This is a genomic window from Cellulosimicrobium sp. KWT-B (assembly GCF_002127155.1).
In the GTDB taxonomy this organism is placed as follows: Bacteria; Actinomycetota; Actinomycetes; order Actinomycetales; family Cellulomonadaceae; genus Cellulosimicrobium; species Cellulosimicrobium funkei.
Genome location: NZ_NEDO01000004.1, coordinates 556022 through 576561, shown reverse-complemented (window position 1 = coordinate 576561; position 20540 = coordinate 556022). Strand labels below are relative to the sequence as shown.

Annotated in this window: 22 protein-coding genes; 18 read left to right on the top strand and 4 right to left on the bottom strand. The window is 74.4% G+C overall.

Annotated elements, in window-relative coordinates:
- Positions 1 to 42: 42 nt before the first annotated feature.
- The 8 genes from panD to mshA all read left to right on the top strand — a co-directional run bounded on the left by panD (position 43) and on the right by mshA (position 8329).
- On the top strand, positions 43 to 501 hold the full coding sequence (gene panD, locus B9L22_RS15305; RefSeq protein WP_051028700.1) for an aspartate 1-decarboxylase: 459 nt from the start codon (positions 43 to 45) through the stop codon (positions 499 to 501).
- Positions 498 to 2189, top strand: a complete 1692-nt coding sequence (locus B9L22_RS15300) for an L-aspartate oxidase (protein ID WP_086150980.1) — start codon at positions 498 to 500, stop codon at positions 2187 to 2189. The genes panD and B9L22_RS15300 overlap by 4 nt, the downstream gene beginning before the upstream one ends.
- 168 nt (positions 2190 to 2357) lie before the next feature.
- The gene (gene nadC, locus B9L22_RS15295; RefSeq protein WP_363471053.1) at positions 2358 to 3338 is read left to right on the top strand and encodes a carboxylating nicotinate-nucleotide diphosphorylase; all 981 of its coding nucleotides are present in this window, start codon (positions 2358 to 2360) and stop codon (positions 3336 to 3338) included.
- A gap of 81 nt (positions 3339 to 3419) precedes the next feature.
- Positions 3420 to 4955 (top strand): lysine--tRNA ligase, encoded by a 1536-nt coding sequence (lysS, locus tag B9L22_RS15290; protein ID WP_061269256.1) that lies wholly within the window; start codon positions 3420 to 3422, stop codon positions 4953 to 4955.
- A gap of 27 nt (positions 4956 to 4982) precedes the next feature.
- Complete coding sequence (locus B9L22_RS15285) at positions 4983 to 5162, top strand: hypothetical protein (protein ID WP_021483783.1); 180 nt, start codon at positions 4983 to 4985, stop codon at positions 5160 to 5162.
- A 172-nt stretch (positions 5163 to 5334) separates the two neighbouring features.
- The gene (locus B9L22_RS15280) at positions 5335 to 5676 is read left to right on the top strand and encodes an Lsr2 family protein (RefSeq protein WP_021483784.1); all 342 of its coding nucleotides are present in this window, start codon (positions 5335 to 5337) and stop codon (positions 5674 to 5676) included.
- 115 nt (positions 5677 to 5791) lie between these two features.
- Entirely contained in the window at positions 5792 to 7003 is a 1212-nt protein-coding gene (locus B9L22_RS15275; RefSeq protein WP_086150979.1) for a beta-propeller fold lactonase family protein, read from the top strand.
- Positions 7004 to 7072: 69 nt separating this feature from the next.
- Complete coding sequence (gene mshA, locus B9L22_RS15270; RefSeq protein ID WP_086151049.1) at positions 7073 to 8329, top strand: D-inositol-3-phosphate glycosyltransferase; 1257 nt, start codon at positions 7073 to 7075, stop codon at positions 8327 to 8329.
- Between the two features lie 33 nt (positions 8330 to 8362).
- Here mshA and B9L22_RS15265 read toward each other — a convergent pair whose 3' ends face one another.
- Positions 8363 to 8803 carry a nitroreductase family deazaflavin-dependent oxidoreductase gene (locus B9L22_RS15265; RefSeq protein WP_034650431.1) on the bottom strand — a complete coding sequence of 147 codons (441 nt, stop codon included), beginning with the start codon at positions 8801 to 8803 and terminating at the stop codon, positions 8363 to 8365.
- 174 nt (positions 8804 to 8977) lie between these two features.
- Here B9L22_RS15265 and B9L22_RS15260 point away from each other — a divergent pair, with 174 nt between their 5' ends.
- Positions 8978 to 9715, top strand: a complete 738-nt coding sequence (locus tag B9L22_RS15260) for a phosphoglyceromutase (RefSeq protein ID WP_021482508.1) — start codon at positions 8978 to 8980, stop codon at positions 9713 to 9715.
- Between the two features lie 93 nt (positions 9716 to 9808).
- On the opposite strand, the gene phoU is transcribed toward B9L22_RS15260, so the two are convergent.
- Positions 9809 to 10492 (bottom strand): phosphate signaling complex protein PhoU, encoded by a 684-nt coding sequence (phoU, locus tag B9L22_RS15255; protein WP_021482507.1) that lies wholly within the window; start codon positions 10490 to 10492, stop codon positions 9809 to 9811.
- Between the two features lie 219 nt (positions 10493 to 10711).
- Between phoU and B9L22_RS15250 the strand changes: the two genes are divergently transcribed.
- From B9L22_RS15250 to pstB, 6 genes are all read left to right on the top strand, one after another.
- Positions 10712 to 12019, top strand: a complete 1308-nt coding sequence (locus B9L22_RS15250) for a cell wall metabolism sensor histidine kinase WalK (RefSeq protein ID WP_228485070.1) — start codon at positions 10712 to 10714, stop codon at positions 12017 to 12019.
- Complete coding sequence (locus B9L22_RS15245) at positions 12016 to 12720, top strand: response regulator transcription factor (RefSeq protein ID WP_086150978.1); 705 nt, start codon at positions 12016 to 12018, stop codon at positions 12718 to 12720. Before B9L22_RS15250 ends, B9L22_RS15245 begins: the two co-directional genes overlap by 4 nt.
- A 291-nt stretch (positions 12721 to 13011) precedes the next feature.
- Positions 13012 to 14151 (top strand): phosphate ABC transporter substrate-binding protein PstS, encoded by a 1140-nt coding sequence (gene pstS / locus B9L22_RS15240; RefSeq protein ID WP_021483683.1) that lies wholly within the window; start codon positions 13012 to 13014, stop codon positions 14149 to 14151.
- 100 nt (positions 14152 to 14251) lie between these two features.
- Positions 14252 to 15277, top strand: a complete 1026-nt coding sequence (gene pstC / locus B9L22_RS15235) for a phosphate ABC transporter permease subunit PstC (protein ID WP_034654023.1) — start codon at positions 14252 to 14254, stop codon at positions 15275 to 15277.
- Complete coding sequence (gene pstA / locus B9L22_RS15230; protein ID WP_021481980.1) at positions 15277 to 16260, top strand: phosphate ABC transporter permease PstA; 984 nt, start codon at positions 15277 to 15279, stop codon at positions 16258 to 16260. The genes pstC and pstA overlap by 1 nt, the downstream gene beginning before the upstream one ends.
- A gap of 15 nt (positions 16261 to 16275) precedes the next feature.
- Entirely contained in the window at positions 16276 to 17055 is a 780-nt protein-coding gene (gene pstB, locus B9L22_RS15225; protein ID WP_021481981.1) for a phosphate ABC transporter ATP-binding protein PstB, read from the top strand.
- A 96-nt stretch (positions 17056 to 17151) separates the two neighbouring features.
- On the opposite strand, the gene B9L22_RS15220 is transcribed toward pstB, so the two are convergent.
- Together B9L22_RS15220 and B9L22_RS20080 are read right to left on the bottom strand one after the other, a co-directional pair.
- A complete protein-coding gene (locus B9L22_RS15220; RefSeq protein ID WP_158097217.1) occupies positions 17152 to 17679 on the bottom strand; it encodes a septum formation family protein in 528 nt (175 codons plus the stop codon).
- Positions 17680 to 17786: 107 nt separating this feature from the next.
- Positions 17787 to 18218, bottom strand: coding sequence for a hypothetical protein (locus B9L22_RS20080; RefSeq protein WP_044144199.1), 432 nt, complete (start codon positions 18216 to 18218; stop codon positions 17787 to 17789).
- A 421-nt stretch (positions 18219 to 18639) separates the two neighbouring features.
- On the opposite strand from B9L22_RS20080, the gene B9L22_RS15210 reads away from it, so the two are divergent.
- The 3 genes from B9L22_RS15210 (at position 18640) to ispF (ending at position 20539) form a co-directional block, all read left to right on the top strand.
- On the top strand, positions 18640 to 19122 hold the full coding sequence (locus B9L22_RS15210; protein ID WP_031315710.1) for a CarD family transcriptional regulator: 483 nt from the start codon (positions 18640 to 18642) through the stop codon (positions 19120 to 19122).
- A gap of 104 nt (positions 19123 to 19226) precedes the next feature.
- Positions 19227 to 19973 (top strand): 2-C-methyl-D-erythritol 4-phosphate cytidylyltransferase, encoded by a 747-nt coding sequence (ispD, locus tag B9L22_RS15205; protein ID WP_086151047.1) that lies wholly within the window; start codon positions 19227 to 19229, stop codon positions 19971 to 19973.
- Positions 19970 to 20539, top strand: a complete 570-nt coding sequence (gene ispF / locus B9L22_RS15200) for a 2-C-methyl-D-erythritol 2,4-cyclodiphosphate synthase (RefSeq protein ID WP_086150976.1) — start codon at positions 19970 to 19972, stop codon at positions 20537 to 20539. The genes ispD and ispF overlap by 4 nt, the downstream gene beginning before the upstream one ends.
- The last annotated feature ends 1 nt before the right edge of the window (position 20540 follow it).

Here is a 20540-nt window from a genome sequence, read left to right as displayed (position 1 = left end):
CCGCCGAGCCCGCCGCGACGTCCGGCGTCGCTGCAGCGACCCATGATGATCGGCAAGATCCACCGCGCGACGGTGACGCAGGCCGACCTGCACTACGTCGGCTCGATCACCGTGGACGCCGACCTGCTCGACGCCGCGGACCTCTACCCGGGCCAGCAGGTCGACGTCGTGGACGTCACCAACGGCGCGCGCCTGACGACGTACGTCATCCCGGGCGAGCGCGGCGCGGGCCAGATCTGCATCAACGGCGCCGCCGCGCACCTCGTGAGTCCGGGCGACGTCGTCATCCTCATCGCCTACGGCATGCTCGACGACGCCGACGCGCGCACCTACCTGCCGAACGTCGTCTTCGTGGACGAGCAGAACCGCATCGTCGAGCTCTCCGACGAGCCCGGGCTCGTGCCCGCGGGCCACGGCCTCGAGGCGAGCGGCCTGCCGTTCGCCCCGTTCCGCGGCGCGGTCGACGACGGCGGCGTGGCCTCCGCGGTGCGCCCCGCGTGACCCGGGCCGGCGGGGCGTCCGCGCCTCACCTCGCCCGGTCCCTCGCCGCCCCCGCACCGGGGTGGACGACGACGGCGGACGTCGTGGTCGTCGGGTCGGGCATCGCCGGCCTCACCGCCGCCCTCGAGCTGCGCACGCGCGTGCCGCACGTCCTGCTCGTCACCAAGGGCGAGCTGTCGTCGGGGTCGACGGTCTGGGCGCAGGGCGGCATCGCGGCCGCGCTCGACCCCGAGGACTCGCCCGAGGCGCACCTCGCGGACACGCTCGTCGCGGGCGCCGGCGTGTGCGACCCGGCGGCCGTCGAGGTGCTCGTCACCGAGGGCCCCGCACGCGTGCGCGAGCTCGTCGCGCGCGGCGCCAACTTCGACCGGGCGGCCAACGGCGACATCGCCCTCACGCGCGAGGGCGGGCACCACGCCGACCGGATCGCGCACGCGGGCGGCGACGCCACGGGCGCGGAGATCTCGCGCGCGCTCGTCGCGCAGCTCGAGGCCGTGCGGCGCGACCCGGGCATCGAGGTCATCGAGAACGCGCTCGTGCTCGACGTGCTGACGACCGACGGCTCGGGCGACCGCGCTGCCCGCGCGTGCGGCGTGACCCTCCACGTGCGCGGCGAGGGCTCGCGCGACGGCGTCGGTGCGGTCCTCGCGCGCGCCGTCGTGCTCGCGACCGGGGGAGTGGGGCAGGTGTTCCGCTCGTCGACCAACCCGCCGCAGGCCACGGGCGACGGCATCGCCGCGGCGCTGCGCGCGGGCGCGACGCTCGGCGACCTCGAGTTCGTCCAGTTCCACCCTACGGTGCTGTGGCTGGGCCTCGGCGCCAAGGGGCAGCTCCCGCTCATCTCCGAGGCCGTGCGCGGCGAGGGCGCGATCCTCCTCGACACCGACGGCCACCGGTTCATGCCCGCGCAGCACCCCATGGCCGAGCTCGCGCCGCGCGACGTCGTCGCGCACGCGATCGTGCGGCAGATGGCCGCGACCGGCTCGGACCACGTGCTGCTCGACGCCCGGCACCTCGGCGCCGAGTTCCTGCGCGCGCGCTTCCCGACGATCACCGAGCGGCTCGCCGAGAACGGACTCGACTGGACCGAGGAGCCCGTCCCCGTGGCGCCCGCCCAGCACTACCACTCGGGCGGCGTCGTGACGGACCTGCACGGTCGCTCCACCGTCGACGGTCTCTACGCGATCGGTGAGGTCGCGTGCACGGGCGTGCACGGCGCGAACCGCCTCGCGTCGAACTCGCTGCTCGAGGGGCTCGTGTTCGCCCACCGCGCGGCGCGGCAGATCACGGAGCGCGTGGCCGCGGGCGAGCTCGAGGTGGGCGAGCCCGTCGACCGCCCCGGGCCGTCGGCCCTCGTGGCGGCGGCCGCGCGCTCGCGCATCCAGTCGATCGCGTCCGCGGGCCCGGGCGTCCTGCGCGACGGCGACGGGCTCGCGGCCGCCGCCGCCCGCCTCGCCGCGGTCCGCACGGACGCGCACGAGGCGAGCGACGTCGTCGCGCAGCCGCAGGCCGCGGAGTGGGAGACGACGAACGTGCACCAGGTCGCGACCGCGCTCACCGCCGCGGCGGCGCTGCGCACCGAGAGCCGCGGCGGCCACTTCCGCACCGACTTCCCGGCGAGCGACCCCGCGTGGGAGCGGCGCGTGCTCGTCTCGCTCGGCGCGGACGGGACACTGCTCGTCCGCTGAGGCGCGGCGCGCGACCTCGCGACCGCGGGCCCGCACGACCGCGGGCCCGCACGACCGCGGTCCTGCGCGACGGCGTGGGCGGGCGGCGCCCGGGAGCCGCCGGGCAGCGGCGCGCTGCAGGCACGCGAGCGGATAGCGTGGGGGACCGTGAGCAGCCCTGCCGAGCCCGTGCCCGCCCGTCCCGCCGACGGCGGAGCGCCGCCCGCCGTCCCGTCCCGCGTGGAGCCCGGGCTCGACCCGGCGTGGATCGCCGAGACCGTCGCCCGGGCGCTCGACGAGGACCTGGGCCCCGTGCCCGGGCGCGACGTGACCACCCAGGCGACGGTGCCGGCGTCGGCCACCGGGACCGCGCACCTCGTGGCGCGCGCGGACGGGGTCGTCGCGGGCCTCGTCGTGGTCGAGGAGGTGACGCGCCAGGTCGCGGAACGGTTCGGCCTCCCGCCCGTCGAGGTGACGTTCGTCGCGTCCGACGGCGAGGCCGTGGGCCGCGGCCGCGTCCTCGCCGCGCTGACCGGTCCTGTCCAGGTGCTGCTCACCGCGGAGCGCACGCTGCTCAACCTCGCGAGCCGCGCGTCGGGCGTCGCGACGGCGACGCGCGCCTGGGCGCGCGAGCTCGCCGGCACCGGCGCCCAGGTGCTCGACACGCGCAAGACGACCCCCGGGCTGCGCGCGCTCGAGAAGTACGCGGTCCGCGCGGGCGGCGGCACGAACAAGCGCATGGGCCTGTACGACGTCGCGATGGTCAAGGACAACCACGTCGTGGCCGCGGGGTCGGTGAGCGCCGCGATCGAGGCGATCCGCCAGGCGTTCCCCGACGTGCTGGTGCAGGTCGAGGCCGACACCACGGCGCAGGCGCTCGAGGCGCTGTCGGCGGGCGCCGACTTCCTGCTCCTGGACAACATGCCGACGCCGGTGCTCGCCGACACGGTCGCGGCCGTGCGGGCGCGCGAGGGGACGGACGGCGTCCCGGCGAAGGTGGAGCTCGAGGCGACGGGCAACCTCACCCTGGACCGCGCGCGCGAGGTCGCGGGCACCGGCGTCGACTACCTGTCCGTCGGCGCGCTCACCCACTCGGCCCCGATCCTCGACCTCGCGCTCGACCTCCTCCCCACCCTCCCGCCGAGGGAGAGCCCCGGTCCCGCGAGGTAGAGCCCCGGTCACGACCACGGCTCTACCTCGGCGGACCACGGCTCTACCTCGGGGACGCGGGAGCGTCGGTAGAATCCAGGGGTGACCTCCCCCGCCGGAACCCCCTCTCCTGCCGTGCCCGAGCCCGAGGACCACGTCGACGACGTGCCCGAGCAGATGCAGGTCCGCCGCGAGAAGCGCGAGCGGATCCTCGCGCGCGGCGACGAGCCCTACCCCGTCTCGGTGCCGCGCACGACCACGATCGCCGAGGTCCGTGCCGCGTACGCGCACCTGGAGACGGGCGAGGAGACGCAGGACGAGGTCGGCGTCGCCGGCCGCGTGGTGTTCCTGCGCAACACCGGCAAGCTCTGCTTCGCCACGCTGCAGGACGGCGAGGGGAACCGCCTGCAGGTCATGCTCAGCCAGGCCGTGGTCGGGGAGGAGTCGCTCGCGGCGTTCAAGTCCGACGTCGACCTCGGCGACCACCTGTTCGCGCACGGCCGCGTCATCAGCTCGCGCCGCGGCGAGCTGAGCGTGTTCGCGGACGCGTGGCAGATCGCCGCGAAGGCGCTGCGTCCCCTCCCGGTGCTCCACAAGGAGCTCTCGGAGGAGGCGCGCGTGCGCCAGCGCTACGTCGACCTCATCGCCCGCCCGGCCGCACGCGACACCGTGCGCCTGCGCGCCGCCGTCGTGCGCTCGATCCGCGAGAACTTCTGGGAGCGCGGTTTCGTCGAGGTCGAGACCCCGATGCTCCAGACACGTCCGGAGGGTGCCGCCGCGCGCCAGTTCGAGACGCACATGAATGCGTTCGACATCGACCTGTTCCTGCGCATCGCGCCCGAGCTGTTCCTCAAGCGCGCGGCCGTCGGGGGCGTCGAGAAGGTGTTCGAGATCAACCGCAACTTCCGCAACGAGGGCGTGGACTCCACGCACTCGCCGGAATTCGCGATGCTCGAGGCGTACGAGGCCTACGGCGACTACGACACGATGGCCGTGCTCACCCAGAACCTCGTCCAGCGCGCCGCGCAGGACGCTCTCGGCACGACGCTCGTGACGCTCGCCGACGGCACGGAGTACGACCTCGGCGGGGAATGGACCCAGCTGAAGATGTACGACTCGCTCTCGGACGCGCTGGGCGAGCACATCACCCCCGAGACGTCGGTCGAGACGCTGCGAGCGTTCGCGGACAAGCACGAGCTCTCCTTCGACCCGAAGAACGTCAATCACGGAAAGCTCGTCGAAGGCCTGTGGGAGCACCTCGTGGGAGACCATCTGGTCGCACCGACGTTCGTGCGGGACTTCCCGGTCGAGACCTCGCCGCTGACGCGCGACCACCGCACGGTGCGCGGGCAGGTCGAGAAGTGGGACCTCTACGTGCGCGGCGTCGAGCTCGCGACGGCGTACTCCGAGCTCGTGGACCCGGTGGTCCAGCGGCAGCGGTTCGAGGCGCAGGCCCTGCTCGCCGCGGCCGGCGACGAGGAGGCCATGCGCATCGACGAGGACTTCCTCACCGCGATGGAGTACGCGATGCCGCCGTCCGGCGGGATGGGCCTGGGCATCGACCGCCTGCTCATGGCGCTCACCGGTCTCGGCATCCGCGAGACCATCCTCTTCCCGCTCGTGAAGCCCGCGCAGTAGCGCGGCCGAGAACCTAGGACCGACAGCATGGACATCTGGCCCACCCTCGCGGCGCTGATCCCGTCGATCGGCGTCGGCGTGCTCTTCTATGTCGCGATGCGCGCGATCGTGCGCGCGGACCGCAACGAGCGCGCCGCGCTGGCGCGTCTCGACGCGGAACAGGAATCCGCCGCGCGCGGGAATGCTGCTCCCGCGCACGACTCCTGATCTCCGCGGAAGGCCGTCGGGCGGCGTCCCGAAATGATGGACCGCCGTCCAAGAATTGCCCGTCAGGTACGGTGCGCACGTTCCGTCGGCGCGGCGTGTTCAATTGACGCTCACCATTCGCGGTGGCATCCTGACGACGACAGCAATTCCTGTGAAGCGTGAGGAAACCACAGTGGCCCAGAAAGTCCAGGTAATTCTCGTCGACGATCTCGACGGGGGCGCGGCCGACGAGACCGTCACGTTCGCACTCGACGGCGTCTCCTACGAGATCGACCTCAGCACGAAGAATGCCCAAGAGCTGCGCGACGCCTTTGCCTCGTGGGTCGGCAACGCGCGCAAGGTCTCGTCCCGCACGAGCTCGGCCCGGCCGGCCCGCCGCAGCGGCGGGGGTCGTTCGTCCGGCTCGGCCCGTGCGACCGAGGTCCGCGAGTGGGCCCGTGCCAACGGCTACACGGTCAACGACCGCGGGCGCATCTCCCAGGAGATCCAGACCGCGTACGACGCCGCGCACTGACGCGTCGTCTCACCGAGCACCGGGGCGCCCGGCCGACGACACGTCGGCCGGGCGCCCTTCTCGTGCGCCGGGGCGCTCGTGCCGAGCCGCCCGCGCGGAGAACTAGGCTCGGGGCATGACCTCCGCGACCCGCGCCCTCTGGATCGGCACCTACCCGCACCCGAGCGGCGCAGAGGGCGTGTGGCGCGTCGAGCTCGACGTCGACCCGGCCGCGGGGACGGGCTCCTTCGGGGGCGGCGCGCTCGCCGCCGCGTCGGGGTCGCCGTCGTTCCTGGCGCTCGACGGCGACACGCTCTACGCGGTGGGGGAGACGGAGGCCGGCTCCGTCTCGGCGTTCGCCGTCGGGCCCGACGGCGCCCTCGCCCCCCGGGGCGGCCCGGTCGCCACGGGCGGCTCGTACCCGTGCCACGTCGCCGTGAGCGGTGACGTGCTCGTCGCGAACTACGGCGACGGCGTCCTCACGGTCGTGCCGACGACGGACGACGGCGCGCTCGAGACGACCGCGCCCGACGCCGGGCCGCGCCGACAGCGGCACGCGGGGACCGGCCCGGTCGCCGACCGCCAGGAGGGGCCGCACGCGCACTTCGTCGCGCCCCTCGCGCACCTCGGCGCGGCGGACGACGGCAGCGGCGCGGTGCTCGTCGTCGACCTCGGCACCGACGAGCTGCGCCGGCACGACCCGGCCGCGCCCGACGGCTCGACGGCCCGCGTCGTCGCGACGTTCCCCCCGGGCACGGGCCCGCGCCACCTCGCGGCGCTGGCGTCGGGGCACCTCGTCGTCGTCGGCGAGCTGGACCCGGCGCTGTTCCTGCTCTCCCCGGTGGACGGGCCGGACGGCGTGCGCACCTACGACGTCGTCGCGCGCTACGACGTCACGCACGCCGCCGCTCCGGCCGACGGCGGGAACTACCCCTCGCACGTCGCGGTCACGGCGGACGGCACGCGCGTCCTCGCCGCGGTGCGCGGCGCCGACGTGCTCGCGGTGCACGCGGTCGAGCCGGGGCCGGACGGCGGCGTGCCCACGCTGCGCCACCTCGCCGACTCGCCCGTGGGCGGCGCGTGGCCGCGCCACTTCGCGGTCCTCGGGGCCGCGACCGGCGCCGGGTCGGGCGCCGAGGCCGGCCAGGGGGACGCCGACGCGCCCCTGCACGACCTCGTCGTCGTGGCGAACCAGAACGACGACCCGCTCGTCGAGCGGCCCGCCGCGGCGGGCCCGGACGCCCCGACGTCGAACCTCGCGCTCCTGCGCGTGCGCCGCTCGGACGGCGCCGCCCAGGTGCTCGACGTGCTCGCGCTCCCGGCCCCGGCGTGCGTCGTGGAGGCCTGACCCGCCGTGACGACGCTCGACCTGCCGGGCGGAACCGCCCCCGACCCGTCGGACCCGCTGCGGGTCGCGATGCTCTCGGTGCACACGTCGCCGCTCGACCAGCCGGGCACCGGTGACGCGGGCGGCATGAACGTGTACGTGACCGAGCTCGCGCACGCGCTCGCGCGCCGCGGCACGCAGGTGGAGATCTTCACGCGTGCGACGGCGTCGAGCCAGCCGCCCGTGGTCGAGGTGTCCGACGGCGTGACGGTGCGCCACGTCGCCGCCGGGCCCTTCGAGGGGCTCGACAAGAACGACCTCCCGGGCCAGCTCTGCGCGTTCACGGCCGGGGTGCTCCGGGCCGAGGCGCGGCACCGCGAGGGCTGGTACGACGTCGTGCACACGCACTACTGGCTCTCGGGGCAGGTCGGGTGGCTCGCTGCCGACCGCTGGGACGTCCCGCTCGTCCACACCATGCACACGCTCGCGCGCGTGAAGAACGCGGCGCTCGCGCCGGGTGACGCGCCCGAGCCGCTCGGGCGCATCATCGGCGAGGAGCAGGTCGTCGCGGAGGCGGACGCGCTCGTCGCGAGCACGGACGCGGAGGCGCAGGACCTCGTGCGCGACTACGCGGCCGACCCGGCGCGCGTGCACGTCGTGCCGCCGGGCGTGGACCTCGAGCTGTTCTCCCCGGCGCCGGGCGCCACGACCGGCGACGCCCGGGCGCGCCGCGAGCGGCGGCGCGCGCTGCGGGCCGGCCTCGGCCTGCCGGCGGACGGCGGCCTCGTCCTCTTCGCCGGGCGCGTGCAGCCGCTCAAGGGCCCGGACGTGCTCGTCCGGGCACTCGGCGTCCTCGCCGCGCGCGGGGAGCCCGTGCCGACGCTCGTCGTGCTCGGCGGCCCCAGCGGCCGCCCGACGGCGGTCCGCGAGCTCGAGGCCCTCGCCTACCAGGTGGGCGTGAGCGACCGGCTCGTCGTGCGCCCGCCCGTCCCGCGCGACGCGCTCGTGCGCTGGTACCGGGCGGCCGACGTCGTCGCCGTCCCCTCGCACAACGAGACGTTCGGGCTCGTCGCGGCCGAGGCGGAGGCGAGCGGCACGCCCGTGGTCGCGGCCGCCGTCGGCGGGCTGCGGACCGTGGTGGAGGACCAGGTCTCCGGCGTCCTCGTGCCCGACCACGACCCGGAGACCTGGGCGCGCGTCCTCGCGGACCTGCTCGTCGACGACGCCCGCCTCGCGACCCTCGGCGAGGGCGCACGGCGCGCGGGGGCGCGGTTCGGGTGGGACGTCGCGGCGGTCCGGATGCTCGACGTCTACGCGCAGGCGCGCAAGGTCCGCGCGGCGCGCTGACCGCGCGGACCGGTACGCGAGGTCACGCCGGGCTCAGTCGTCCGCGCGCTCCAGCACGAGGACGGGGATCTCCCGCGACGTCTTCTCCTGGTAGTCGGCGTACGGCGGGTAGGCCGCGACCGCGCGCTCCCACCACAGCGCCTTCTCCTCGCCGTGGACCTCGCGCGCGACGTAGTCGTGCCGCTCGGTGCCGTCCTGCAGCTCGACCCGCGGGTGCGCGAGCACGTTGAGGTACCAGACCGGGTGCTTCGGCGCGCCGCCGAGCGACGCGACGACCGCGTACGCGCCGTCGTGCTCGACCCGCATGAGCGGGGTCTTGCGGACCTTGCCGCTGCGGCGCCCGAGCGTCGTGAGGACGACGACGGGCATCCCGTTCAGGGTCGTGCTGCGCGTCCCGCCGGACGACTCGTAGGCCTCCGCCTGCTCGCGGGACCAGGTGCTCGGGCTCGGTGCGTACTCTCCGTCGATCGGCATGCGGGAGAGAACGTGCGCGATGGCGCGCTGATTCCCGGCCCCGCCCCCGGCCGTGGCGCGGCGCTGCTCGGGCGGCCCGGGACGGCCGGACCTTCGTCCCACGCCGCGCGGCGACGGTCACCACCACGTGGGACGCGCGTGCCGCGGCGCCGGGCCGTGCGGCAGGATGGAGGCATGACCTACACCCTCGTGCTGCTCCGCCACGGCGAGAGCGAATGGAACGCCAAGAACCTGTTCACCGGCTGGGTGGACGTCGCCCTGTCGGAGAAGGGCACCGAGGAGGCGAAGCGCGGCGGTCAGCTCCTCACGGAGGCCGGCGTCCTGCCCGACGTGGTGCACACCTCGCTCCTGCGCCGCGCCATCACGACGGCGAACCTCGCGCTCGACGCGGCCGACCGCCACTGGATCCCCGTGAAGCGGTCGTGGCGCCTCAACGAGCGGCACTACGGTGCGCTCCAGGGCAAGAACAAGAAGCAGACGCTCGAGGAGTTCGGCGAGGAGCAGTTCATGCTCTGGCGCCGCTCCTACGACGTCCCGCCGCCTGAGATCGAGCTCGGCTCCGAGTTCTCGCAGGACACGGACCCGCGCTACGCGGACGCCCCCGTCGTGCGCACCGAGTGCCTCAAGGACGTGCTCGAGCGCGCCCTGCCGTACTGGGACGGCGAGGTCGTCCCCGACCTCAAGGCGGGCAAGACCGTCCTGGTCGCCGCGCACGGCAACTCGCTGCGCGCGATCGTCAAGCACCTCGACGGCATCTCCGACGAGGACATCGCCGCGCTCAACATCCCGACCGGCATCCCGCTGCTCTACGAGCTCGACGAGGACCTCAAGCCCGTCACGAAGGGCGGCCGCTACCTCGACCCCGAGGCCGCCGCCGAGGCCGCCGCGGCGGTCGCGAACCAGGGCCGCTGACCGGCCCACCCCCCCGCACGACCGTGGCCCGTCCGGAGATCCGGACGGGCCACGGTCCTCTGCGTCGGTCGAGCGGGCGCTCCCGGCGGCGGGTCAGGCGGTCGCGCGCGTGGTGCCCGCGGGGGCGCCGCGGTCGTCGGCGAACTCGCCGGTCACGAGGTACGTCACGCGCTTGGCGATCGACACCCCGTGGTCGCCGAAGCGCTCGTAGTAGCGGCCCACGAGCGTGACGTCGACCGTCTCCTGCGGCGTGCCCGTCCACGTGCCGTCGAGCAGCGCGCTGAACGTGTCCTGGTGCAGCTTGTCGAGCAGGTCGTCGTCGCGCTCGATGTTCGCGGCGACGGTGAGGTCGCGCGTCGTGAGGAGCGTGGTCGTGCGCCGCGCGACGCGGACGGCGGCGTCGTGCATCTGCTCGAACGTGCGGTGCAGCGACGGCTCGATCGCGCGGCCCGGGTAGCGGCCGCGCGCGACCTGCGCGATGTGGCGCGCGAGGTCGCCCATGCGCTCCAGGGTGGCGCTCATGCGCAGCGCGCTGACGACGACCCGCAGGTCGGTCGCGACGGGCTGCTGCTGCGCGAGCAGCAGCACGCAGCGCTCGTCGAGCTCGCGCTCGAGGGCGTCGATCGTGTGGTCGTCGCCGATCACCGACTGCGCGAGCTGCAGGTCCGCCGTGAGGAGCGCCTGCCCGGCGCGGTTCACGGCCGACTCCACCAGCCGGCTCATCTCGGCCAGGTCGTCGCCGACCTGCTTCAGCTCGGCCTCGAAGATCTCCCGCATCGCTTCCCTCTCGTCGTGACCGGTCGGTCCGGTCCGTGACGGCGTGCGCCCCGACGCGCCGGGAGGCGCCCGGGCACGCCGTCGGCTCCTGACACGCTCCCAGGCGTGGTCGACCGGCCGGTGAACACCAGTGCGCCGTCAGGTGAACTCTTGGCGGCTCGGGCCCGCCCAGGGGCCGGCAGGGCCGGGAGGGAGCGCGCGCGACCGTACGCTGGACGGGTGCAAGCCGAGAGTCTGATCGAGGGCGTGACCGTGCTGCTCGCCGGTGTCGTGGGCATCGTCGTCGGCGTGATCGCCGCGATCGCCTTCCGCGTGAGCGAGCGGCAGCAGCGCGCCGTGCGCGAGGAGACCGCGCCGGAGCTCGACGAGGGCCTCGTCCGGGTGCTGGCCGTGCTGCGGTCCGCCGCCGTCGTGCTCGACGGCGAGGGGGAGGTCGTGCGGGCAAGCCCGCCCGCGTACGCGCTGGGGGTCGTGCGCGGCGACGCGATCGCGCACGCCGCGATCCGCGACATGATCGACGACGTGCGCCGGGACGGCGTGATCCGCGACGAGGAGCTCGAGCTCCCGCGCGGTCCCGTCGGCCGGGGCACGGTGATGCTCCAGGTGCGCGTGGCCCAGGTGGGCCCGCACCACGTGCTCGTGCTCGCGGAGGACCGGACGGAGGCGCGGCGCGTCGAGGCGATCCGCCGCGACTTCGTCGTCAACGTGTCCCACGAGCTGAAGACGCCGGTGGGCGCGCTCGCGCTGCTCGCGGAGACCGTCCAGGACGCCGCGGACGACCCGGTGGCGGTGCGCCGGTTCGCCGCGCGCATGCAGTCCGAGGCGACGCGCCTGTCCGCGCTCGTGCAGGAGATCATCGAGCTGTCGCGGCTCCAGGTCGCGGGAGCCCTGCAGGAGGTGACGGTCGTGCCGGTGCGCGGCGTGGTCGAGGAGGCCGTCGACCGCGCCCGCACGACCGCGCAGGGCAAGGGCATCGTGCTCACGACGGGCGGCGAGCTGGACGCCGCGGTCTACGGCGACCACAACCTGCTCGTCACCGCGGTGCGCAACCTCCTCGACAACGCGGTCGCCTACTCGGGCGAGAACACGCGCGTCGGCGTCGGCGTGACGCGGTCGGGCGACCTCGTCGAGATCGCCGTCGTGGACCAGGGCATCGGGATCGCGGCCGACGAGCAGGCGCGGGTCTTCGAGCGGTTCTACCGCGTCGACCCGGCGCGCTCGCGCGACACGGGGGGCACCGGCCTCGGGCTGAGCATCGTCAAGCACGTCGCCGCCGACCACGGCGGCGAGGTGACGATGTGGTCCGAGCCGGGCCGCGGGTCGACCTTCACGCTCCGCATCCCGGCGGCGAACGTCCCGGCCGCGCGGACGCGCGGCACGGTGACCGACCGGGTGGCCGAGCAGGCACCCGACGGGCACGCGACGGAGGGTCGCGCACCGGACGAGCACGAGCGCGTGCCGCACGAGCACGCGTCGGACGACGGCGCCCCGGACGCGGGCGCACGGAACAAGGAGGTAGGCGCGTGACGCGCATCCTGGTGGTGGAGGACGAGGAGTCGTACCGCGACCCGCTGACGTACCAGCTGCGGCGCGAGGGCTTCGACGTCGTCGAGGCGGCGACCGGTACGGAGGCCCTGGAGCGGTACGAGGCCGACGGCGCGGACCTCGTCCTGCTCGACCTCATGCTCCCCGGCCTGAGCGGCACGGAGGTGTGCCGGGAGCTGCGCCAGCGCGGCGACGTCCCCGTCATCATGCTCACGGCGAAGGACTCGGAGATCGACAAGGTCGTCGGCCTGGAGCTGGGCGCGGACGACTACGTGACCAAGCCGTACTCGTTCCGCGAGCTGCTCGCGCGCGTGCGCGCCGTGCTGCGGCGCAAGGGCGGGGAGGCCGGCGTCGAACCGGTCGCGGAGAGCGCGCTCGAGGTCGGCCCCGTCCGGATGGACGTCGAGCGGCACACCGTGAGCGTGGACGGCGAGGTCGTGCCGTTCCCGCTCAAGGAGTTCGAGCTCCTCGAGCTGCTCCTGCGCAACGCCGGCCGCGTGCTCACGCGCGGGCAGCTCATCGACCGGGTGTGGGGCACGGACTACGTGGGGGACACCAAGACCCTCGACGTCCACGTCAAGCGCATCCGCTCGAAGATCGAGCCCGAGCCCGCGAGCCCGCGCTACCTCCTCACGGTGCGGGGCCTCGGCTACAAGATCGCCGACGGCGTCGGGCAGGCCTGACCCGGCGGTCCCGTCCGGCGCGGACGTCCGGCGCGGACGTCCGGCGCGGACCAGTACGAACGACCGGCACGACGACGGCCCCGGTGCGTCCCTCGCGGACGCGCCGGGGCCGTCGTCGTCCGACGCCGCGGGGCCCGCCGTGCGAGCCGACAGCCCGGCACGGAAGGTCTGTGCACTGTTCATCCGTCGTTCACCCGCTCTCGGGGAACGCGTCACCCGGCGCTCCTAGCGTCGGGATCGTCACCGGCGCTCGCTGGTGGCACGAGACGCGTGAACAGGATGGAACGAAGAGTGAAGCTCAGCCGATTCTCCCGTGCAGGATCCGCCGTCGCGGTCGGCGCGCTCGCCCTGACCCTCGCCGCGTGCGGGTCGGACGACCCCGTCGGCGGCGCCGACGGCTCCACCGGTGGTTCCTCCGAGGGCTCGTCCGAGACCGCGAGCGACCTCAGCGGTGAGCTCAACGGTGCGGGCGCGAGCTCGCAGGAGTCCGCCATGGAGGCGTGGCGCGCCGGGTTCCAGAGCGCGAACCCCGACGTCACGGTCAACTACGACCCGGTCGGCTCCGGCGGCGGCCGCACCCAGTTCCTCGAGGGCGGCGTCGCGTTCGCCGGCTCCGACGCGGTGCTCAAGGAGGAGGAGATCACCCAGTCGCAGGCCGTGTGCGGCCCCGACGGCGCGATCGACCTCCCCGTCTACGTCAGCCCGATCGCGATCATCTACAACCTGCCGGAGGTCGCCGAGCTGAACCTCGCCCCGGCCACGATCGCGGGCATCTTCAACGGCACCATCACGCAGTGGAACGCGCCGGAGATCGCCGCCGACAACCCCGACGCGACGCTCCCCGACGTGGCGATCACGCCCGTCCACCGCTCCGACGAGTCGGGCACCACCGAGAACTTCACCGAGTACCTCGCCGCGACCGCGGGCGACGCGTGGGGCCACGAGCCGAGCGGCGACTGGCCGACGCAGGGCGGCGAGTCCGCGCAGGGCACGTCCGGCGTCGTGCAGACCGTCCAGGGCGGCGAGGGCACCATCGGCTACGCCGACGCCTCGAAGGCCGGCGACCTCGGCACCGCGAAGATCAAGGTCGGCGAGGAGTGGGTCGCCTACTCCCCGGAGGCCGCGGCCAAGGTCGTCGACGCGTCGCCGCGCGTCGAGGGCCGGCACGAGCACGACATCGCGGTCGAGCTGGACCGCACCACGACCGAGGCCGGCGCCTACCCGCTGGTGCTCGTCTCGTACGCGGTGGCGTGCCTCAACTACGAGGACGAGGCGACGGGCGACCTCGTCAAGGCGTTCCTCACCTACGTCTCGAGCGAGGAGGGCCAGTCGGCCTCCGCGTCGGCTGCGGGCAGCGCGCCGATCTCGGAGGACCTGCGCACGGACGTCCACGCGGCCGTCGAGGCCATCACGGTCGGCGCCGCCGGCTGACGACCGCCGGGCGCCGGGGGGCGGCGGGGCCTACGGGCCCCGTCGCCCCCGACCCGCGACCAGACCGTACGCCGCAGGACAGCACACCGGGAGCACGAGAGTGACCACCACAGCCCCACCCACGACGCCGGGCCCCGCGCCGGGCGGCTCGTCCGAGCCCGCGCGTCGCGCGGGCACCTCGCGCCGCCGCGCCCGCAACAGCGACCGCGGCGTGAACCGCGCGTTCCGCTGGACCGCGACGGGTGCCGGCGCGCTCATCCTCGCCGTGCTGGCCGCGGTCGCGATCTTCCTGCTGCTGCGGGCGTGGCCCGCACTCAGCGCGGGCGGGGCCGAGCTGAGCGAGCAGGTGGCGTGGTTCCCCGAGGGCGCGTCGCTGCTGTCGTTCGTGGGGCCGCTGATCTTCGGCACGCTGCTCGCGGCGGCGCTCTCGCTCGTGCTCGCGACGCCCGTCGCGATGGGCATCGCGCTGTTCATCTCCCACTACGCGCCCCGCCGGCTCGCCTCGACCCTGGGCTACGTCGTCGACCTGCTCGCGGCGATCCCCAGCGTCGTCTACGGCCTGTGGGGCTCGCTCGTCCTCCCGCCGGTCGTCGTGCCGGTGTGGTCCTGGCTCGCCGACACCCTCGGGTGGTTCCCGCTCTTCGCCGGCCCGGCGTCGCCGACCGGTCGCGTCCTGCTCACCGTCGCGCTCGTGCTCGCCGTGATGATCCTGCCGATCATCACGGCCGTGAGCCGCGAGGTGTTCCTCCAGACGCCGAAGCTCCACGAGGAGGCCGCGCTCGCCCTCGGCGCGACGCGCTGGGAGATGATCCGCACCGCGGTCATCCCGTTCGGGCGGTCGGGCGTCATCTCGGCCGCGATGCTCGGCCTCGGGCGCGCGCTCGGCGAGACGATGGCCGTGCTCATGATCCTCTCGCCCGGACTCCTCTACTCGTTCAAGATCCTGCAGGCGGGGCAGCAGCAGACGATCGCCGCGAACATCGCGGCGGACTTCCCCGAGGCGAACCCGCTCGGGGTGAGCGCCCTCATCGCGACGGGCCTCGCGCTGTTCGTCATCACCCTGCTCGTCAACATGGGCGCCCGCGCGATCGTCGCGCGGCGCAAGGACTTCTCGGGAGCCAACTGATGAGCGCCCTCAGCACCAGCCCCGCGCGCGGGGCCTCCGCACCGGACCCGGAGCGCACCGCGTCCGTGCGCGCGCTCCTGCGCGGCGCGGACGCCGGACGTCGCCGCAAGGACCGCACCATGACGGTCCTCATGTGGGGCGCGTTCGCGCTCGCGATGGTGCCCCTCGTGTCCGTCGCGTGGACCGTCGTCGTGCACGGCATGGAGCGGTTCGACGTCTACTTCCTCACGCACTCCATGCGCGGCGTCTTCGGCGGCATGGACGCGGGCGGCATCTACCACGCGATCCTCGGCACGCTCCTCATCACCCTCGGCGCCGCGGTGATCTCGGTGCCGATCGGCCTGCTCGCCGCGATCTACCTCGTCGAGTACGGGCGCGGGCCGCTCGCGCGCGCCGTGACGTTCTTCGTCGACGTCATGACCGGCATCCCGTCGATCGTCGCGGGCCTCTTCGCGTACGCGCTCTTCGCGGTGCTGTTCGGGCCGGGGGTGCGCATGGGCATCGTCGGCTCGGTCGCGCTGTCCGTCCTCATGATCCCGGTCGTCGTGCGCTCGTGCGAGGAGATGCTCCGGCTCGTCCCGAACGAGCTGCGCGAGGCCGCTTACGCGCTCGGCGTGCCCAAGTGGCTCACCGTCGTGCGGGTCGTGCTCCGCACGTCGATCGCCGGCATCACGACGGGCGTCATGCTCGCCGTCGCGCGCGTCATCGGCGAGACGGCGCCGCTCCTCATCACGGTCGGCGTCGTCGACTCGATCAACGGCAACCTCTTCGAGGGCCGCATGATGACGCTCCCGGTGTACGTCTACCGGCAGTACAGCCAGGGCCTGGTGCCCTGCAGCAACGTCACCGACGCCGTGTGCCTCCCCGACATCAACTACGACCGGGCCTGGGCGGCCGCCCTGACGCTGATCCTCATCGTCATGCTGCTCAACCTCGTCGGGCGACTCGTCACCCGCTGGTTCGCGCCCAAGACCCTCCGCTAGAACAGGACAGCCCCGATGGCACAGCGCATCGACGTCAAGGACCTCAACATCTACTACGGCGACTTCCTCGCGGTGCAGGACGTCGGCATGACGATCGAACCCCAGTCCGTGACGGCCTTCATCGGCCCGTCCGGCTGCGGCAAGTCGACGTTCCTGCGGACGCTCAACCGCATGCACGAGGTGATCCCCGGCGCACGCGTCGAGGGGACCGTCGCGATGGAGGGCGTCGACCTCTACGGCGACGACGTCGACCCGGTCGCCGTCCGCCGCCAGGTCGGCATGGTCTTCCAGCGGCCGAACCCGTTCCCCACGATGTCCATCAAGGAGAACGTGCTCGCGGGGGTGAAGCTCAACAACAAGCGCATCTCGAAGTCCGACGCCGAGGACCTCGTCGAGTCGTCGCTGCGCGGCGCGAACCTGTGGAACGAGGTGAAGGACCGCCTCGACCGCCCGGGCTCGGGCCTCTCCGGCGGCCAGCAGCAGCGCCTGTGCATCGCGCGCGCGATCGCCGTCAAGCCCCAGGTGCTCCTCATGGACGAGCCGTGCTCGGCGCTCGACCCGATCTCCACGCTCGCGATCGAGGACCTCATCGCCGAGCTCAAGGACGAATACACGATCGTCATCGTCACGCACAACATGCAGCAGGCGGCGCGCGTGAGCGACCGCACCGCGTTCTTCAACATCGCGGGCACCGGCAAGCCCGGGCGCCTCATCGAGATGGACGACACCGCGACGATGTTCTCCTCGCCCACGCAGCAGGCCACCGAGGACTACATCTCCGGCCGCTTCGGGTGACCTGAGCCCGTCCGGCACGGCCTCGGCCCGACGCACGACGGCGCCCCTCCCCACGCGGGGAGGGGCGCCGTCGCGCGTGCGGGACGGATCAGGAGATCAGGTCGCGCTGCCCTGGAGCGAGCCCGTGACGTCGGTGCCGTTCGTGTCGAGGACGCACTGGACCACGCGGTCGCCCTGCCGGGTCCAGCCGTCCGCGCGCGGCGTGAAGTACCAGTACTCGTGCGCCGACTCCTCGTAGGGGAGCCCGACGAACGGCTCGAACGCGCCGTAGCAGAACTCCTCGGCGCTCGTGGTCACGGCCTCGTCACCGGGGTAGTCGCCCGCGGGGAGCTCGGTCTCGGCGTAGACCTCGGCGTCGTGCGGCTCCGAGCACGGCACGACGGGCACGGACTCGACCAGGTCCGCGTCGTCCAGCTTCGAGGAGACGATGCAGTCGCCGACCTGGACCGAGAAGACGTCGGCGTCCGACGCCTCGGTCACCTCGCCGCCGGGCTCGTCGCGCTGGGCGTCGGCGGGTCCGGAGATCTCGTCGAGGATCGCGCCGCAGCCCGACGTGGTCAGGGCGAGGGCGACGGCGCTCACGACGAGGACGAGCGGCCGGCGGGTGGAGCGGGGGAGGGTCACCAGGGTTCCTTCGGTACGAGGCCCCGACCAGGGTGGTGGGGCGGCACGCGAAGGCTAGCGCCGGGCGGTGACACGAGCCGAGCCGGTCTCCGGCGCGACCTGCGCGGTCACGGCAGGAGGTGCGCGTACTCCTCGAGGGTGCCGTCGAGGACGGGGAGGGAGAGGGTCTGCTCCTCGCCCGTCGTCGCGCTGACGGTGACGGGCAGCATCGCACCCGGCTCCGCGTCGACGCGGCCGATCTGCGCGTCGAAGCCGTCCTCGGCGCCGAGGTAGACCGTCTCGCCCGCCGCGACGGGGATCGTCACCGGCGCGCCGCCCTCGGGCGTCACGTCGAACTCCACGTCCTCCGTCGAGTCGTTGGCGAAGGCCCCGACGAGGGCGCCCGGCTCGCCGTCCTCCGCGCTCACGACGAGCAGGTTGAGCCCGCGCAGCTCGCTGGTGAGGTCGACCCGCAGGCCGTCGGAGGGGGAGTACGGGCGGTTCGTCTCGATGGGGGAGCAGGCGGACGCGAGGGCCACACCGGCGACCAGGAGGGGCACGGCCCAGGCGCGCGCACGGCCGGTCGCTCGGGACTCCGCACGGGTCGAGGCTCGGGGGGTCGGGATGCGGGTCACGTGCACTCCAGGGCTGCAAGAAGGGGGACGGGATTCCGCGCCCAGCCTAGTGCGTCGGGAGGGCGGGGGCGGCCGGAACGGCCGGCTCGCGACCGTGGCGTGAGCGGCGTCACGTGGCTCCGGGTGCGCCGGGACGGTGGTCGTCGTGCGAGGTGAAGGTCCTGAAAGGGCCCGCGGGGCGCTCCCGAGGGGCCGAAGGGGCCCCTCCCCGAGATTCGTCAGGCGCGCTGACACGGCTCTGACCTGGGCGAACGTGCTGGTGACGGGCTTGTCAAGGGGCCGAGGGGCTCGGATTTCCGCCCTTCCGCGTGGTAAGGTGGACCACCGCGAAAGGGGACATCTGCAGATGACGTTCACAGTAGGCGAGACCGTTGTCTACCCGCACCACGGAGCCGCACTGATCGAGGAGATCAAGACGCGCACCATCCGCGGAGAGGACAAGATCTACCTCAAGCTCAAGGTCGCGCAGGGCGACCTGACCATCGAAGTCCCAGCCGAGAACGTCGACCTCGTCGGCGTGCGTGACGTCGTCGGCCAGGAGGGTCTCGACCGCGTGTTCGAGGTGCTTCGTGCACCCTACACCGAGGAGCCGACCAACTGGTCGCGCCGGTACAAGGCGAACCTCGAGAAGCTCGCGTCGGGCGACGTGATCAAGGTCGCCGAGGTCGTGCGCGACCTCTCCCGCCGCGACGCCGACCGCGGTCTGTCCGCCGGCGAGAAGCGCATGCTCTCGAAGGCACGGCAGATCCTCGTCTCGGAGCTCGCGCTGGCCGAGCACACCGAGGAGGACAAGGCCGAGGCGATCCTCGACGAGGTGCTCGCCTCCTGACGTCCCGGGCCGCGGCCCGCGCAGTCAGCGCCACAGACCACCGGGGAGGGCGTCGTCCGTACGGACGGCGCCCTCCCCGTCGTCGTGCCCGGTAGCGTGTGCGCGTGCCGACTCTCGCCGTCCTCACCGCCGCGGGCTCCGGGACCCGCCTCGGGCTGGACCTACCCAAGGCCCTCGTCGAGCTCGACGGCCTCCCGCTCGTGGCGCACGCCGCCCGACGGCTGTGCGCGTCCGGGGTCGTGGACGCGCTCGTCGTGACCGCGCCGCCCGGGCTGCGCGACCACGTCGCGACGGTCCTGGCCGACGACCCCGCGGTCGACCGGCCGGTCCGGGTGGTCGAGGGCGCGGGGACCCGCCAGGCCTCCGTGGCGGCCGGTCTCCGGGCCGGTCGCGACCTCGGGGAGGGCGACGTGCCCGCCGACGTCGTGCTCGTCCACGACGCCGCACGGCCGCTCGCGCCGCCGTCGCTGGTCCGCCGCGTCGTCGAGGCCGTGCGCGCGGGCCACGGGGCCGTCGTGCCGGGGCTCCCCGTCACGGACACGATCAAGCGCGTGGCGCCCGCGGGCGCGGGAGACGCGTCCGGTGCGGAGCCCGTCGTCGAGACGGTCGACCGGAGCGCGCTGCGCGCCGTCCAGACCCCGCAGGGGTTCGACGGCGAGCTCCTGGCCCGCGCGCACGCGGCAGCGGCGCACCGCGCGGACGACGAGTCCGTCGCCGCGACCGACGACGCCGGGCTGGTCGAGGCGCTCGGCGTCCCGGTCCACGTGGTGCCCGGCGACGCCGCGGCGGCCAAGATCACCACCGCGCACGACCTGCGGGTCGCGGCGCTCACGCTCCGGGAGGACCGATGACCGCCCCTGCAGGCTCCACCGGGACGCCGGCCGAGACGCCCACCACCGCACCGGCCGCGGCGGGCCCCGTCCCGGCGCTCCCGCGCACGGGCGTCGGGGTGGACGTCCACGCGTTCGCGTCCGAGGGCGAGGATCGACCGCTGTGGCTGGGCGGTCTGCACTGGCCGGGCGAGCGCGGGCTCGCCGGGCACTCCGACGCCGACGTCGCGGCGCACGCCGCCGCGGACGCGCTGTTCTCGGCCACCGGCCTGGGCGACCTCGGCTCGAACTTCGGCACGAGCGCGCCCGAGTGGGCGGGCGCGAGCGGTGCGAGCCTGCTCGCGGAGGCCGCGCGCCGGGTGCGGGCCGCCGGGTTCGAGATCGGGAACGTGGCCGTCCAGGTGATCGGCAACCGGCCGCGCCTCGGGCCGCGCCGCGCCGAGGCGGAGGCGGCGCTCGGGGCGGCCGCGGGCGCCCCGGTGACGCTCACGGCGACCACGACCGACGGGCTGGGCCTCACCGGGCGCGGCGAGGGCGTCGCGGCGGTCGCCACGGCCCTCGTGGTCCGGGTCGCGCCGCCCGCCTGAC

Coding starts and splice junctions, on each gene's coding strand:
- ispF (WP_086150976.1), top strand. CDS start 19,970: ATGACCGCCCCTGCAGGCTCCACCGGGACGCCGGCCGAGACGCCCACC.
- pstA (WP_021481980.1), top strand. CDS start 15,277: ATGAGCGCCCTCAGCACCAGCCCCGCGCGCGGGGCCTCCGCACCGGAC.
- B9L22_RS15285 (WP_021483783.1), top strand. CDS start 4,983: ATGGACATCTGGCCCACCCTCGCGGCGCTGATCCCGTCGATCGGCGTC.
- phoU (WP_021482507.1), bottom strand. CDS start 10,492: ATGCGGGAGATCTTCGAGGCCGAGCTGAAGCAGGTCGGCGACGACCTG.
- mshA (WP_086151049.1), top strand. CDS start 7,073: ATGCTCTCGGTGCACACGTCGCCGCTCGACCAGCCGGGCACCGGTGAC.
- panD (WP_051028700.1), top strand. CDS start 43: ATGATGATCGGCAAGATCCACCGCGCGACGGTGACGCAGGCCGACCTG.
- pstB (WP_021481981.1), top strand. CDS start 16,276: ATGGCACAGCGCATCGACGTCAAGGACCTCAACATCTACTACGGCGAC.
- B9L22_RS15265 (WP_034650431.1), bottom strand. CDS start 8,803: ATGCCGATCGACGGAGAGTACGCACCGAGCCCGAGCACCTGGTCCCGC.
- B9L22_RS15260 (WP_021482508.1), top strand. CDS start 8,978: ATGACCTACACCCTCGTGCTGCTCCGCCACGGCGAGAGCGAATGGAAC.
- B9L22_RS15275 (WP_086150979.1), top strand. CDS start 5,792: ATGACCTCCGCGACCCGCGCCCTCTGGATCGGCACCTACCCGCACCCG.
- B9L22_RS15210 (WP_031315710.1), top strand. CDS start 18,640: ATGACGTTCACAGTAGGCGAGACCGTTGTCTACCCGCACCACGGAGCC.